The sequence below is a fragment of the Streptomyces sp. NBC_00388 genome (genome assembly GCF_036061255.1).
Lineage (GTDB): Bacteria > Actinomycetota > Actinomycetes > Streptomycetales > Streptomycetaceae > Streptomyces.
Map to the genome: position 1 here is coordinate 6128904 of NZ_CP107948.1, position 13314 is coordinate 6142217.

At 71.4% G+C, this 13314-nt stretch carries 9 protein-coding genes; 5 read left to right on the forward strand and 4 right to left on the reverse strand.

The window, feature by feature from the left end:
- Positions 1-44 precede the first annotated feature (44 nt).
- Together OG917_RS27290 and OG917_RS27295 are read right to left on the reverse strand one after the other, a co-directional pair.
- Positions 45-1097 (reverse strand): alpha/beta fold hydrolase, encoded by a 1053-nt coding sequence (locus OG917_RS27290; protein WP_328320547.1) that lies wholly within the window; start codon positions 1095-1097, stop codon positions 45-47.
- Positions 1064-2248 (reverse strand): LLM class flavin-dependent oxidoreductase, encoded by a 1185-nt coding sequence (locus tag OG917_RS27295; protein ID WP_328320549.1) that lies wholly within the window; start codon positions 2246-2248, stop codon positions 1064-1066. Before OG917_RS27295 ends, OG917_RS27290 begins: the two co-directional genes overlap by 34 nt.
- 225 nt (positions 2249-2473) lie before the next feature.
- Between OG917_RS27295 and OG917_RS27300 the strand changes: the two genes are divergently transcribed.
- The 3 genes from OG917_RS27300 (at position 2474) to OG917_RS27310 (ending at position 6509) form a co-directional block, all read left to right on the forward strand.
- A complete protein-coding gene (locus OG917_RS27300; protein WP_328320551.1) occupies positions 2474-3838 on the forward strand; it encodes an aminotransferase family protein in 1365 nt (454 codons plus the stop codon).
- Positions 3839-3972: 134 nt separating this feature from the next.
- The gene (locus tag OG917_RS27305; protein ID WP_328320553.1) at positions 3973-5241 is read left to right on the forward strand and encodes an ATP-grasp domain-containing protein; all 1269 of its coding nucleotides are present in this window, start codon (positions 3973-3975) and stop codon (positions 5239-5241) included.
- Positions 5238-6509, forward strand: coding sequence for an MDR family MFS transporter (locus tag OG917_RS27310; RefSeq protein WP_328320555.1), 1272 nt, complete (start codon positions 5238-5240; stop codon positions 6507-6509). The genes OG917_RS27305 and OG917_RS27310 overlap by 4 nt, the downstream gene beginning before the upstream one ends.
- Positions 6510-6576: 67 nt before the next feature.
- Here OG917_RS27310 and OG917_RS27315 read toward each other — a convergent pair whose 3' ends face one another.
- Entirely contained in the window at positions 6577-9663 is a 3087-nt protein-coding gene (locus tag OG917_RS27315; protein ID WP_328320557.1) for a BTAD domain-containing putative transcriptional regulator, read from the reverse strand.
- 628 nt (positions 9664-10291) lie between these two features.
- Here OG917_RS27315 and rsgA point away from each other — a divergent pair.
- Positions 10292-11455: a ribosome small subunit-dependent GTPase A gene (rsgA, locus tag OG917_RS27320; protein WP_328320559.1), complete on the forward strand. Its 1164-nt coding sequence runs from the start codon at positions 10292-10294 to the stop codon at positions 11453-11455.
- A 97-nt stretch (positions 11456-11552) separates the two neighbouring features.
- Positions 11553-12881 carry a DNA-3-methyladenine glycosylase 2 family protein gene (locus OG917_RS27325; RefSeq protein ID WP_328322213.1) on the forward strand — a complete coding sequence of 443 codons (1329 nt, stop codon included), beginning with the start codon at positions 11553-11555 and terminating at the stop codon, positions 12879-12881.
- Positions 12882-12915: 34 nt separating this feature from the next.
- Here OG917_RS27325 and OG917_RS27330 read toward each other — a convergent pair whose 3' ends face one another.
- A complete protein-coding gene (locus tag OG917_RS27330; RefSeq protein ID WP_328320561.1) occupies positions 12916-13281 on the reverse strand; it encodes a PPOX class F420-dependent oxidoreductase in 366 nt (121 codons plus the stop codon).
- Positions 13282-13314: the final 33 nt, after the last annotated feature.

Sequence of the window (13314 nt, forward strand, 5' to 3'; positions counted from 1 at the left end):
GTGCGCCGGGCACCGTCCGCTTCCCCCTTCCCGGCCGCCGGCCGTCACATGGCCGGCGCCCCGGCGGACGTGGGCACTCGCGCCAGCAGCCCGCGCAGCACGCGCCCGATGAACTCCCGGTCGGCGGGGCTCGCTCCGGCCCCTGCCAGATGCCCCCACACTCCCGGGATCACCTCCAGAGACGTGTGCGGCACCAGACCGGCGGCCCGCTCCTCGTCCGAGACCGCGAAGCACTGGTCCAGGGCGGCGGGGAGCAGCACGGCATCGGCCGTGACCGAGGACAGGGCTGCCTCGGCGCTTCCGTCGCAGCCAGGAGTCGCCCCCACGTCCGCGTGTTCCCAGGTGCGGACCATGGACAGCAGGTCCGCGGCGGCGGGCCCTGCCACGAAGAACTGCTCCCAGAACCTGGTGAGATAGTCCTCCCTGTCCGTGAACCCGAGCTCCCGGTAGGCCTGCCCGGCCCAGAAGGGGTGCGAAGCCGCCCAGCCGGCGAAGACCCGGCCGGCGGCCCGTTGCCCCCGCCCCGCCCCGCCGTCGGCGGCCAGCGCCGCGGCCAGACCGGTCAGGAAGACCTGATTGTGCTCGCTGGTCACCGCCGAGCCGCAGACCGGCGCGATCCGCCGCACCATCCCCGGATGGGAGACCGCCCACTGGTAGGTGTGCGCCGCGCCCATCGACCATCCGGTGACCAGGGCCAGCTCCGTCACACCCAGGTGTCCGGTCAGGAGCCGGTGCTGCGCGGCGACGTTGTCCTGCGGGGTGATCAGCGGGAAGTCCGCACCCGACGCGTGGTTGCTCGGAGAGCTGGAGACGCCGTTGCCGAACAGCCCCGCCGTGATGACGCAGTACCGGCCGGTGTCCAGCGGCCGGCCCTCGCCGATCAGCCAGTCGTAGCCGGTGTGGTCACCGCCGAAGAAGGACGGGCACAGCACGGCGTTCCTGCCGTCCGGGTCGAGCCTGCCCTGCACGGCGTACCCGATCCGGGCGCGGGTGAGTATCTCGCCGCTGAGCAGCGGGAGTTCGCCGATCTCATAGACCTGGTGGTCCACCGTCACCACTCCTGTCACAGCCAGTTCGGTGCGATCTCGGTGGCCCACAGCTCCAGGCTGCGCATCTGCACCTCGTGCGGGATGAGACCGGAGTACTGGCACTGGAGCAGGTACTCCGGGTCGTGCTTCTCCACCAGCTTCTCGATCTTGCGGTTGATGTCGTCCGGGGTGCCGACCCACTCCAGGCCCCGCTCGACGAGCGTTCCGTAGTCCGAGCCGATCGGCCCCGTCTCACCGACGTTGCGCAGTGCCTCGGTGAAGCCCATGGGGCCGAACCAGTTCTCGAAGATGAAGCCGCCGCCGCGGGCCGCCCAGTGATGGGCCTCGCCGGAGTCCCTCGACACCAGGACGTCCTTCATCACGCCCACCCGCTCGCCGTGCCGCAGCCTGCCGTGCCCCGCCGCCTCGGCCTCCTCCTGGTAGAGGTCCATCAGACGCCGGACGATCTGGTCGTCGGTGTGCATCAGGATGGGCACCACACCCTCACGGGCGCAGAAACGGAAGGTGTCCTCGCTGAAGCTGAACGGCTGGAAGACCGGCGGGTGGGGGCGCTGGTACGGCTTGGGCGCGATGCCGACCTCCTGGACGATCCCGTTCTCGTCGACGCCGCGGCCGTACCGGCGGACCGCCTCGAAGGGGAACTCCAGGTCCTTGACGGGGATCGTCCACTGGTCGCCCGAGTGCGAGAAGGTCTCGGTGGTCCACGCCTTCTTGAGGATCTCCCAGTGCTCCTCGAAGAGCGCGCGGTTGCGCCGGTCCTTGTCGCCGGCGTCGGAGAGCGTTCCGCCCACCCCGTACACCTGGCCCATGACCTCGGCCCACCGCTTCTGGAATCCCCGTGCGATCCCGACGAACGTGCGGCCCCGGGTCATGTGGTCGAGCATCGCCAGATCCTCGGCGAGCCGTACGGGGTTGTGGAAGGGCAGCACGTTCGCCATCTGGCCGACCCGGATGTGCTTGGTCTGCATGGCCAGGTAGAGCCCCAGCATGATGGGGTTGTTGGAGACCTCGAACCCCTCGATGTGGAAGTGGTGTTCGGTGAAGGACAGGCCCCAGTAGCCGAGTTCGTCGGCGGCCTGGGCCTGGCGGGTGAGCTGCCAGAGCATGTTCTGGTAGTTCTGCGGGTTGACGCCGGACATGCCGCGCAGGATCTGCTCGTGGCTGCCGACTGTGGGCAGGTAGAAGAGGATGGACTTCACCAGGGTCCTTTCGGGTCGCAGCGCCAGGACGCGAGAGTGGGGGAGGCGGCTCGACTGTCCCACCGAACTCTTGGCGTCCGTTTGACGCGGCGCCTGCCGGGCGGCCCGGCCCGGCCCGTGCCCGGTGCGCGGGGGCCCGTCCGGCACACAGCGGAACGTCCAGCGTCCGGCAAGCGGCTGCCGTGAGGGTGGACGGGAGCCCCAGCCGTTACGAAGGAGCCCACCGTGACCTCTGTAACCTCCGCCGTGCCCGACGCGCTCGCCGCAGGGCTCGCCGCCGCGGACCGTGCCACGCTCATCCACCCCACACTCCCCGGGCACCGCACCGACCGGACGATGCTGGTGTCCGGCTCCGGCAGCCGGGTGCGCGACGCCGCCGGCCGGGAGTACCTGGACGCTTCGGCCGTGCTCGGCGTCTGCCAGGTGGGTCACGGCCGCGAGGAACTCGCACAGGCCGCGGCCGAGCAGATGACCCGGCTGGAGTACTTCCACACCTGGGGGACCATCAGCAACGACCGTGCGGTCGAACTGGCCACGCGGCTGGCCGGGCTGGCCCCGGACGGGCTGAACCGGGTGTACTTCACCAGCGGCGGGGCCGAGGGGAACGAGATCGCGCTCCGCATGGCCCGCCTCTACCACCACCGGCGCGGCGAGCCCCAGCGGACCTGGGTGCTGTCCCGGCGCATGGCCTACCACGGGATCGGCTACGGGAGCGGCGGGGTCTCGGGCTTCCCCGTCTACCACGAGGGATTCGGGCCCTCACTGCCGGACGTCGACTTCCTGACCCCGCCGCACCCCTACCGCCGGGAGCTGTTCGACGGCGCCGACGTGACCGACTTCTGCCTGGCCGAACTGCGCGAGACCATCGAGCGGATCGGCCCTGAGCGGATCGCGGCGATGATCGGTGAGCCGGTCATGGGCGGCGGCGGCGCGGTCGTCCCGCCGGCCGGCTACTGGCCGGGGGTGGCGGAACTCCTGCGTTCCTACGGCATCCTGCTGATCTCCGACGAAGTGGTCACGGCCTACGGACGCACCGGCCACTGGTTCGCTGCGGAGCACTTCGGCGTGACCCCCGACATCATGGTCACGGCCAAGGGCATCACCTCCGGATATCTCCCGCACGGCGCCGTCCTCACCACCGAGGAGGTCGCCGCCGAAGTGACCGGCGACCTCGGCTTTCCGGTGGGCTACACCTACACGGGCCACCCCACGGCCTGTGCTGTGGGACTGGCCAACATCGACATCATCGAACGCGAGGGGTTGCTGGACAACGCCACGGCGGTCGGTGAATACCTGGGCCGGCGGCTGGAGGAACTGGCCGACCTGCCGGTCGTGGGCGAGGTCCGCCGGCTGGGCCTGCTGATGGCCGTGGAACTGACCTCCGACCGGGCGAGCCGCCGGCCGCTGCCGCACGGAACGCCGGAGGTGTCGGACGCCTTGCGCGAACAGGCGGGCATCATCCTGCGTACCAACCCCTACGCCCTGGTCGTCAACCCGCCACTCATCTTCACCCGTGAGGACGCGGACGAACTCGCGGACGGGCTGCGATCGGTGCTCAGCCGGACCGGTCCCGACGGTCACGTGCGCTGAGCGCTCCCACGGAGCCCCCACATCAAACGGTTTGCAAGCCGGCATCAAGATCGCCTGGGTAGTCTGTGCCGCGATCGTTCCGGTTGGCGCACCGTACCCCGGACCCGCCCACGCAGAACCCTCGGAGAGCCGTCATGCCACAGCGCCCGAAGCTCGTCCTCGTCGGTCAGTTGTCCACGCTTCCCTGGGTGTTCGACGCCGCGGGGCGGGCCGGTATCGACCTGATCCTCGTCCCGAGGGGGGACGATTCGGCAGAGGCCGCCGCGCGGGCCGGCGGGGTCGTCGAAGTGCTGCCGCTCGACATCGACGGGGACCCGGAGGCGGCGCTGTCCACGCTCGCCGACCGCTACCGGCGCGAGCCGTTCGCCGGAGTCATGGCGGGCAACGAGAAAGTCGTGCCGTTCGTGGCGCGCGCCGCGCGGGAGCTCGGTCTCCCCGGCCTGTCGGAGGACGCCGCGGCGGTGGTGCGCGACAAGCGCAGTATGCGCCGGCGGCTGCGGGACGCCGGCCTGGGGGCGCCCGGCTTCACGGTCGTCGACGATCCTGACGCCTGGACCGGGGCACTGACCCTGCGGTTCCCCGTCGTGGTCAAACCGGCGAGCGGGTTCTCCAGCCTCGGTGTGATCCGCGTCGACGACAAGGACAGCCTGGAGCAGGCCGTCGCCCGCACCTGGCAGCTCGTCGACACCCACCTGGCTCCCGGCGGCGGGTCGGCCGAGAACGCCGGCGTGCTGGTCGAGGAGTACCTGGACGGGCCGGAGATCTCCGCCGAGTCCCTGGTGTTCCAGGGGCAGGTGCGGGTCTGCGCCATCAGCTGGAAAGGGGAACTGACGGGCCCCTACTTCGAGGAGACCACGCTGCGGGCCCCCGCCCAGCTGCCCGCCGAGATACTGGCCGCGATCGAGGCGGAGGTGATCGGCGCCCACCACGCCTTCGGCGTCACGGAAGGCACCACGCACACCGAGCTCAGGCTGGTCGGCGGGGTGCGGCCGGTGCTGCTCGAAATGGGCGCGCGCATCGGCGGCGGGGGCTTCATGCACCACCTCGTCCACGGCAGCAGCGGGATCGACCTGGCCGCCGAGGCGCTGCGCATCCATGTGGGCCGGCAACCGGTCTGCTGGAGCGAGGAACCGGTACCGGCCGGCCATGTGGCCGCCTACCTCGTGCCGGTCGGCAAGGGCGGACGGATCAACCGGGTGCGCGGCCTGGACGCCGTGCGTACCGACCCGCAGGTGGACTACGTGGTGCAGACCGTCGGACCCGGAGCGCTGCTGCGCTCCTACCCGGACTGGTCCGGGTACCCGGCGATCGTGCTGTCCCGGCACGAGTCGGATGCCGCGGCCGTGGCCTACCGCGACCATCTCGCCCGGACCCTGCACGTCGAGTACGAGGAACAGGGTTGAGCACGGAGGACGGTGCGGCCCGCCGGGGCGCGAAACGACTCGTGACATCGCTCCGGCCCACTGTGGGCGGACTGCCGCGCTCCTACTGGTGGCTCTGGGGCGGCATGCTCATCACGTCGGCCGGCGGGTTCGTGGTGCCGTTCCTGGCGATCTACCTGACCACCGCGCGGGGCTACTCCGCCTCGTTCACGGGTCTGACACTCGCCGTGTTCGGCGTCGGCAGCGGGATCGCCTCGCTGCTGGGCGGCGTACTCGCGGACCGGGTCGGCCGCCGGGCGGTCCTGCTGGCCAGTGAGGCCCTGGCCGTCACCGGCATGGTGCTGCTCGGTACGGCGCGCTCCGAGGGTGTGGTCCTCGCGGGAACGCTGGTGGTGGGCCTGGGGCTCAACGCATCCAGGCCCGCCAGGGCGGCGGCCGTCGCCGACCTGGTGGACGAGGCCGACCGGCCGCGCGCCTACTCCTTGCTGTACTGGGCCACCAACCTGGGGTTCTCGGCCGCCGCCGTGACCGCGGGTGCGGCGGCCGAGCACGGTTTCCTGATCTTGTTCGCGGTCAACGCGCTGGCCAACGTGGCCGCCGGTGCCATGGTCTACCGGTGGGTGCCGGAGACGCGTCCCGAGACGGCCGTCACGAGCCGGGGGACGCCCGCCCGGCCGGCCCGGTCCGTCCACCGCGACAAGCCGTTCCTGGTGCTGCTCGGTTCGGTGCTGCTGCTCGGCGTGCTCTTCCAGCAGCCGTTGGTCGCGCTGCCGCTGACCATGACGGCCGATCACCTCTCCCCGGCCGACTACGGCCTCGTCATGATGATGAACGGCCTGGTCATCGCCGTGTTGCAGTTGCCGTTGACCAGGCTTGCGGGGCGGATGCGCCCCGAGATCGCGCTGGCCGCGGCCACGCTGGTCACCGGTACGGGTCTGGGACTGACCGCCGTCGTCCACTCCGTTCCCGGGTACGCGGCGACGGTCGTGCTGTGGAGCCTGGGGGAGATCGTGGTATGGCCGACCTGCATGGCGCTGGTCGCCGCCTCGGCTCCGCCGGACGGGCACGGCACCTACCAGGGGTGGTTCCTGTCCGTATGGAGTGCGTCCGTGGCCTTGGCGCCGCTGCTCAGCGGGCAGCTCATCCAGGCGTTCGGTTCTGCCGTCGTCTGGGCCGCCTGTGTGGCCCTGGCGCTTTCGGCCGCCTCCGCGCACCTGCTGCTGGCCCGGATGCGTCGGCCGGCGCCGGTCACCACGGCACCGGTCGACACGGACATGTCGGTCGGCTGAGCTGTGCGGCGTCCGGGCGGGCGGGCGTCTCGCGACCGGGCCCTGTGACGGCCGGCGACGCTCGTGATCACTGCACCCGGCGCCCCGGCATCACACCGGCGGCCGTCTCGTCGACGCCGTGTTCGTGCAGGAGGGAGGCGAAGGGCCATTGCGGGCGCAGATAGACGTACTCGCCCCGCTCCCCGATCTCCCGGGCGGCCAGGGCGATGGTCTGCCGCGCCTCGTCCTCGCGACCCGCGTGCCGCAGGGCGTCGGCGAGCAGCCCCAGATGCAGGGTGCGGCGCAGCAGGGTCCGGTGACCGGCCGCTGCCTGCAGAGCCCCTCGTATCCGCGCCAGTCCACTCTCGTGCATGCCCTGGCGCACCTCGGCCCAGCCGAGCGGAACGGCGAGCATGTCGTGCCAGTAGACGAGCTGACATCTGGTGGTGAGATCCACCCCGGCCCTGCCGGCCGTCCAGGCGCCCTGGACGTCGCCCTCCGCCATGGCGAGCAGGGCGTCCACGTAGCGGGCGAAGGCGCGGTCCCACGGCCGGTCGTAGCGGTCCGACTGGGTCAGCTGCAGTATCTCCGAGCGGTACTGCGTGGCCTGTGACTGGTCGCCGTTCAGCCAGTGGGTGAGTGCCAGATAGGCCCGGTAGTCGATCCGCTGGTCGTGCAGGAGACCGTTGTCCATGCGTTTCCGGCCGCCGGACGCGTCCAGGAGCCGGTCGATGATGCCGACCCCCTGCCCGAGCGTGGCGAGTGCCTCGTCGAGGCGGCCCCGCACATGCAGGGTGACACCGTCCGCGTAGCAGGCCGCTGTTCTCGCCTCCTGGCCCCCGCCGTGTTCGGCCAGTTCGTACAGCAGGCTGGCTGTCTCCGCCGCGGTGGTGTACTGGCCTTCGGCGATGGCCACGATCGCCCGGGTGTGGAGCAGCTCCGTGGGCTTCGTGTTGTCCAGGGACCGCTCCAGCTGCCGTGCCTGGCCGAAGGCGCGCTTGACCCGCGGGGATCCGTAGCCCTCCAGCAGGGCGTAGAGCCACATCATCCGCTTGTGCAGGCACAGTTCGACCGCCGAGGTCCTCTCGTCCCCGGGCAGCGCCGCGATGACGGAGGCCACGTCCTCCAGGTGACGCTGCGCCTCGTGGTGGAAGAAGCGTCCCTGTGCCTGGTCGGCCAGGACGAGGAGGGGGCGCACGCCTTCGTCGGCGCCGAGGATCCGAGCGGCCTGCAGGCAGTGATGGCGGATCTCGGCGGTGTCGTCCCCCGGCTGGTACCGCTTGACCAGGACGGCGGCGACCTCCTGGTGCCAGCGGGCGCGGGTGAGGGGCTGTGCGCCCTCCAGGAGGAAGTCGCGCACGAGCCCGTGGGTGAAGGAGAGGTGGCTCTCGTCGGCGGCGTCGGGCCGCAGCAGACCGGTGCGCAGAACCTCGTCGACGAGGTCCGGTGGCAGCCCGCGCGAGGACAGCGGACCCGCGAGCAGGGGACGCCATACGCGGGTGCCGATCACGGCGCACAGGGTGAGGACGTCGCGCGCGTCGGCAGAGCACTGGCTGAGGCGTTCGTACAGCACCTCACGCACCTCGAAGGGCACAGGTTGCCCCTCCGGCCGCGCCGTCGTCCGGGTGGCGAGCAGACTGTGCAGCAGGAACGGGTTGCCGCCGGTGGCCTCCTGGAGCCGGCGCACCTCGTCCTGCGGGGGCGCCGTGCCCCGGACCGCGGTGATCAGGTCGCGGCTCTGTGCGTCGGTGAGGCCCTTCAGCCGGACCGCGGTGGTGTTGCTCTCCTGGAGGATGCGGCCCACGGCGCGCCGCAGCGACCGGTCCCCGGCCAGAGCGTGGTCACGCATCGAGGCGAGCACCACCACCTGGGCATGGGTGATCTGCCGGGTCAGCAGGTGAAGCAGATCCAGTACGCGTGGGTCGGCGAAGTGCAGGTCCTCCAGCAGCACGACCAGGGGGCCGTGTTCCGCGGCGGTGAGTAAGGCCTGGCAGGTGCGCATCTGGTGGGCGAAGTGCTGGGCAGGCGTCCAGTCGGTCTGGGGCTGCGGATCCGGGCTGTGCGCGGTCGCGTCTCCCACCTGCTGGACGGCCTGTTCCCAGATCCAGTAGATGGGGGACGAGGGGATCGCGCTGCAGGACGAGCGGACCACGCGCACCTCGGGACTGACCTGTTGTGCCATCTCCCGTAACAACTCGGTCTTTCCGATGCCCTGTTCGCCCATCACCAGCAGCAGATGGCCCCGGCCGCGACGTGCGTCCTCCAGCAGGCCCCGGAGTTGCTCCACCTCGGCCTGTCTGCCGGCGAGCCACCGGCCCGGCAGCGGGGCCGGCCGGGCAGCCGCGGCCCCGGGCGGCGATATTTCCGACCGGTCCTCCGGCGCCGCAGGACCGGACGGAGGGGCGGTGCGCGACGCCGGGGCGGCGGGGGAGGACGGGCCCGGCACCGCCGGGTCCGCGAGCTCCTGGCGGAGGATCTTTCCGTGCAGGGCTTGCAGTTCCCGGCTGAGATCGGCCCCCAGGTCCTTCGCCACCGAGATCCGGATCCGTTCGTACGTGTGCAGTGCTTCCGCGGGCTGTCCGGAGTGATATTGAGCCAGCATCAACTGCCCGCCCAGCCGCTCCAGACCCGGGTCCCGGCGCAGCTCCTCACCGAGCTGGATCGTCACCTCTTCGTAGGCACCCAGCTGAAGGCATGCCTGGGCCCACACATCGAGGACACGAAGGCGTATCTGTTCGAGGCGGTCCGCCTCCATCACGGCGAACTCGTAATCACAGAGCTCCTCCAGGGGTTTGCCCTTCCACAGTTCCAGGACCGACCAGGCCGCCGAGCGCGCGGCTTGCGCATCACCGCCCTCAAGGAGCTTCCTGCAGTCCTTCGCCCGCGCCTCGAAGACCACGGCGTCGACCAGCCGGGCGTCGGCCTCCAGCAGATATCCATGGAGATGGTGGGTGAGCCGCACCGATTTGTCGTGGTGCCTCAGTACCTTCCTCAGCCGGGAGACGTACGCCTGGAGCGTTCCGGTGACCCGCCGCGGGGGGTTCTGCCCCCAGACGGCCTGGATGATCGAGGCGAGGGGCACCACACGGCCGACGTTGATCAGGAGGACCGCGAGCAGCGCGCGCTGGCGGGGCGGGCCGAGGGCGACGTGTTTCCCGCCGGAACTGATGTTCATCGGGCCGAGGATTTCGAATCGGAGTTCGGATTCAAGAGCGTTGTAGGGCAACGGGTTACCGTGGCTCAAACGAATCGGACCCTTCGCTGGAACCCTGCAGGAATGCACGACCGTTCCGGGCACCACAACCCTCGGTGCCGCTTCGGGGGCCCGGTCACCCGACCTGCTCCCGACACCCGTGAATATGCAGTACCGGAGTTCCGGCGCAATCCCCGCCCGCTACCGCTCCGGGATCCGGCGTGTACCGCCGGAGGTATCGTCCCACTTCCCCACCTTCCGCAGCGGGGTGCACGGCGGGCGCGGGACCGGGACCGACGATCCTGCCTGCCCGCTGCGGGCCGCAGGGCGGCCCGGGAACCCGCCCCGACGCCGACGGCGTCGGTGCCCTGCGGGAAAAGAGGTGGCGGGCTGCCGGAGCCCGTGGTTATGGTTCGGGCGTTCCTCCGGCGGCCGACCGCTGCCGGACCGGCCGGCGCAAGACGAAGGAGGCGTGACCGATGGCTGTCGTCATGGTGGGTGCTGCTCGCACCCGGAAGCTCATCCAGTCCACCTCCGTGGCCTCCGGCTGACCTCTCTTCCTCCACGCCGGTGAGCGTGGTGCCGGGCCACCCTTGTGAAGGGTCACCCCTTGTCTTTCTCCTCTCTCTCCCAGGATTCCTCCGCGTCCTCGCACCCCCTTGCGCCGTACGGCTGGGACGCGGACCGGGAAGCCGAGTTCACCCCGTACGCCGAACGCGGTCTGGTCCCCGGCCGGGTCGTGCGGGTCGACCGCGGGCAGTGCGACGTGGTCACGGCGTCCGGCACCGTACGTGCCGACACCGAGTTCGTGGTTCCGCGTGACCCGATGAAGGTCGTGTGCACGGGGGACTGGGCCGCGGTCGACCCCGGAGACCGCGATCCGCGATACGTGCGGACACTGCTCCCGCGGCGTACGGCCTTCGTGCGCTCGACATCGTCGAAGCGTTCCGAGGGCCAGGTACTGGCGACCAATATCGACCACATCGTCATCTGTGTCTCGCTCGCCACCGAATTGCATCTCGGCCGGATCGAGCGATTCCTCGCCCTCGCCATGTCGGGCGCGGGCAGTGAGGTACCACCGCCTGGCGCGGCGCTCTCCCGGCAGCCGGGCGCCACACCCCTGGTCGTACTCACCAAGTCCGATCTGGTGCCCGGCCCCACCGGGCTCTCGTATCTCGTCGAGGACGTCGGGACCACCGCGCCCGGCGTACAGGTGCTGCCCGTCAGCGCCACGACGGGCGAGGGCGTCGACGTCCTGGCCGCCGTGGTGGCCGGGGGGACGAGCGTCCTGCTCGGCGCATCGGGAGCGGGCAAGTCGACCCTGGCCAACGCCCTGGTCGGCGAGGACGTGATGGAGGTGCGGGCCGCCCGGGATGTGGACGGCAAGGGCCGCCACACCACCACCACCCGCAATCTGCTCGTCCTGCCGGGTGGCGGTGTCCTCATCGACACTCCGGGGCTGCGCGGAGTCGGGCTCTGGGACGCGTCGAGCGGGGTCAGCCAGGTCTTCTCCGAGATCGACGCCCTTGCCGGCGAGTGCCGGTTCCACGACTGCGCCCATGAATCGGAGCCGGGGTGCGCGGTGCTCAGGGCCATCGATGACGGCTCGCTGCCGGTCCGCCGTCTGGAGAGCTACCGCAAGCTGTTCCGGGAGAACCAGCGCATCCTCGCGAGGACCGACGCGCGGATGCGCGCCGACATCAGGCGGAACTGGAAGCTGAAGGGCGCGGAGGGCCGGGCGAACATGGCGGCCAAGCGCGGCAGGATCCGCTGAGGGCTGTCCTGGGCCGGGGGCCGGGCCCCGGCCCCCGGGTGTGCCGTCCGATTTCCGCCGGACGGAGGCCTGGGGCCGGGGCACACTGGACCCCGTGATGGACGAAGAGACCAGGTACGAGGCGGTGAGCAGCCGCGACGCGCGTTTCGACGGGGAGTTCTTCTTCGCCGTGCGCACCACGGGGATCTACTGCCGGCCCAGCTGTCCGGCGGTGACCCCCAAACGCAGGAACGTCTGCTTCTACCCGACAGCGGCGGCGGCTCAGGGCGGCGGATTCCGGGCCTGCCGCCGCTGCCGGCCGGACGCCGTCCCCGGCTCTGCGGCCTGGGACGTCCGCGCCGACGTGGTCGGCCGCGCCATGCGGATGATCGGCGACGGCGTGGTCGACCGCGAGGGCGTCCCGGGCCTCGCGGGACGGCTCGGATACAGCACCCGGCAGGTCCAGCGGCAGCTGACAGCCGAGGTCGGGGCGGGCCCGGTCGCGCTGGCCCGCGCGCAGCGCTCGCACACCGCGCGGATCCTCCTCCAGACCACCGGGCTGCCCGTCACGGAGGTCGCGTTCGCCTCCGGCTTCGCGAGCGTGCGGCAGTTCAACGACACCATCAGGCAGATCTACGCGCGTACGCCGAGCGAGCTGCGCGCCGAGGCCGTCGCGTCCGTGCCCGGCGCCGCAGGGACAGCAGGCGGTATCCCGCTGCGACTCGCCCACCGCGGCCCGTACGCGGCACGGGAGGTCTTCGATCTCCTGGCGCGCGAGGCGATCCCGCGGATCGAGGAGATGCTCGGCAAGCCGGGCTCCCGCACCTACCGGCGCACCCTGCGGCTGCCGTACGGCTCGGGCATCGCGTCCGTGGGCGAACGGGCGGCGGGGCGCTGGCTGGACGCCCGGATCCACCTCACCGATCTGCGGGACCTGACCACAGCGGTGCAGCGTCTGCGCCGGCTCTTCGACCTGGACGCGGACCCGTACGCCATCGACGAGCGCCTCTCCGCAGACCCGCGCCTCGCGCCGCTGATCGCACGCCGTCCCGGGCTGCGTTCGCCCGGTACCGCGGAGCCCGAGGAGTTCGCGGTACGGGCGCTGGCCGGGCGGGAGAAGTCGCAGTGGCTGGTCGAGCGCTTCGGCACACCGCTCGACCGGCCCTCCGGGGGACTCACCCATCTCTTCCCGGCCCCGGCCGAACTGCTGGCCGACGAGCCCTCACTGGGCGCCGTGTCCGGAGTGCGCCTGGACCCCGGAGCCGACCGCGACGAGGCCGAACAGGCCCTGCTCGCGCTGCCCGGCATGATCCCGCACGCGGCGGCGCTGATCCGGATGCGCGCGCTGGGCGACCCGGACGTGGTGTTCACCGGGGAGGCGGGCGCGGAGAACTGGCGGCCCTGGCGTTCGTACGCGCTGCGCCACCTCTGGCTCGAACAGAGCTGAGGAGCCGGGGAGTTGCGGGGCGGGACTCCCCGGTTCAGTCAAGACCCCAGCTGTGGATCTTCGCGGGGTGGATGCGGATCAGCTCTTCGCTGAAGTGCGGGCCGAGCTCGTGCGGCCCGGTCAGCAGCTCGGCCTCGCCCCTGATGTCCACCCCGCGAACCTGCCACGGCTGCAGGCTCACCACGTCGTCGACGACCAGGGCGACCTTCGGATTGGCCAGCAGATTCCGCCACTTCTTGGTCGTGCCGAGGGCGTATCCGCCGATCAGGATCGTCCCGTCCTCCTGCGGGAAGAAACCGACCGGATTGGCCTGCGGCTGCCCCCTGGGGTCGACGGTGGCCAGCCGCCCCAGGCGCTGGGTGGCGAGATAGGCGCGCTCGGCTTCGGTGAATTCAGTCATGCGCCAAGCATCGCGTGCCTGCCCCGCCACCGC